This window comes from bacterium, assembly GCA_030654305.1.
Classification (GTDB): domain Bacteria; phylum Krumholzibacteriota; class Krumholzibacteriia; order LZORAL124-64-63; family LZORAL124-64-63; genus PNOJ01.
In genome coordinates this window covers 1-1,717 of sequence record JAURXS010000295.1, presented here as the reverse complement: position 1 = coordinate 1,717, position 1,717 = coordinate 1, and the positions used below count along the sequence as shown (strand labels likewise).

Sequence of the window (1,717 nt, the reverse complement as noted above, 5' to 3'; positions counted from 1 at the left end):
AGTCCCCATCTGCACCTGCAGCTCGCACGCCGGCAGCGGCGTGCCACCCGTGTAGGGTGACAAGGCCTGACAGGTCGAGACCACCATGAACAGCCATCCAGCCAGCAGCAGTTTTTTCATCTTGCAGGTCTCCTCCAGGGTTGACCCAAACCATAGCGCCGCCGCGGCAACGCCGCATCAGGGCTATTCCCATGCCGGTTGGGGTATTCGGGCTGTTCGCGGGATCTTCGCCCTGACGCTGGCGGCGGTCGGCGTGGCGCAGGCCGCGCCTGCCCTGCCGCCGTTGCTGCTGGGCGAAGGCGCACTCAACCCGGCCTGGCGCTTCGTGGGCTTCCCCAAGAAACACGCCGACCTGCCCGCGACCCGCTTCGAGGCCGGCCGGGTAGACGGCCAGGCCGCGCTCAAGGTGGTCACCGCGTCGTCCTACGGCACGCTGGTGCACGAACTGAAGGACGCTGAGCCGCCGCCCACGCGCCTGCAGTGGCGCTGGCGCCTCGACCAGCCGCTCACGGGCGGCCAGGCGCCGCCCGATCTGCTGACCAAGGCGGGTGACGACGCCGCGCTGAAGGTCTGCGCTCTGTTCGACCACCCGCTGGAGCGTGTGCCCTTCGTGGAGCGCACCGTGCTGCGCATCGCACGCAGCATCAGCGGCGAAGCCCTGCCCGCAGCCACACTCTGCTACGTGTGGGACAGCGGGCACCCCGCGCCGCTGCAAGGCGCCAACCCCTACACCCGGCGCGTGCGCTTCATCAGCCTGCAGGGCCAGGGCGCACCGCTGGACCAGTGGGTGAACGAAAGCCGCAACATGGCGCAGGACTTTGCAGAACTCTTTGGCGACGAGCTGCCCGCTGGCGCGGAAGTCCCCCGCGTGAGCACCGTGCTGATCGGCGCCGACAGCGACAACACCGCCAGCCGCAGCGTGGGCTGGGTAGCCGATTTGCGCTGGGCCAACGAACCACCCTGAAACAACCCGTAACATCGGGGCCCATGCACCACGGCATCAAAAAACTCCTGCTGCTCGGCGCCGGTCATGCCCACGTGCAGGTGCTGGCCCAACTGGCCCGGCAACGCCCCGCCGACCTGGACGTGACCGTGCTCACGCCCTACCCCTACCAGACCTGCAGCGCCATGGTGCCCGGCCTCGTCGCCGGCCGCTATAGCGAGGCCGACTGCCAGATTCCGCTCGACCCGCTGATCAGGGCCGCGGGCGCGAAATGGCTGCAGGGCCGCTGCACCGGCCTCGACGCCGCCGCGCAGACCGTGATGGCCGCGTCCACCGGAAAAAACAAGGCGCTGCCGCCCGAGCTGCGCTACGACCTGCTGTCCATCGACACCGGCGCCGTGATCGACCGCAGCCGGCTGGAGGCCGAGATGCCCGGCGCCAGCGAACGCGCGCTCATCGTGCGCCCGATCGAAGTCTTTGCCGGCCTGTGGCCGCGCGTGCTCGACATGGCCCGGGGAAAACCCCTGTCCATCGCTGTCATCGGCGCTGGGGCCACTGGTGTGGAGCTGCTCTTCGCGGCCGAGCAGCGCCTGCGCGAAGCGGGTTTTCAGGCCACGCAGTTCACGCTGCTGACCGGTGACGCCGACATCGCGGCCCACTACCCCGCGGGCGTGCGCCGCCGGGTGCTGCGGCGGCTCAAGCAGCGCGGCATCACCGTGCTGCGCGAAACCTGCACCGGCATCGGCCCGCAAGGCCTGCAACTCGGCAGCGGCG

The 1,717-nt window shown here is 70.0% G+C and carries 2 protein-coding genes; both read left to right on the top strand.

Going from position 1 to position 1,717, the window contains the following annotated elements; translation table 11 throughout:
• The first annotated feature begins 85 nt into the window (after positions 1-85).
• Positions 86-964: a DUF3047 domain-containing protein gene (locus Q7W29_08450; GenBank protein ID MDO9171847.1), complete on the top strand. Its 879-nt coding sequence runs from the start codon at positions 86-88 to the stop codon at positions 962-964.
• A 23-nt stretch (positions 965-987) separates the two neighbouring features.
• On the top strand, positions 988-1,717 hold a 730-nt coding region (locus tag Q7W29_08445; GenBank protein ID MDO9171846.1), incomplete at its 3' end, for an FAD-dependent oxidoreductase.

What these genes read in the sequence shown, in the direction of transcription:
- Q7W29_08450 (MDO9171847.1), top strand. Translation starts at nt 86, where the DNA reads ATGAACAGCCATCCAGCCAGCAGCAGTTTTTTCATCTTGCAGGTCTCC.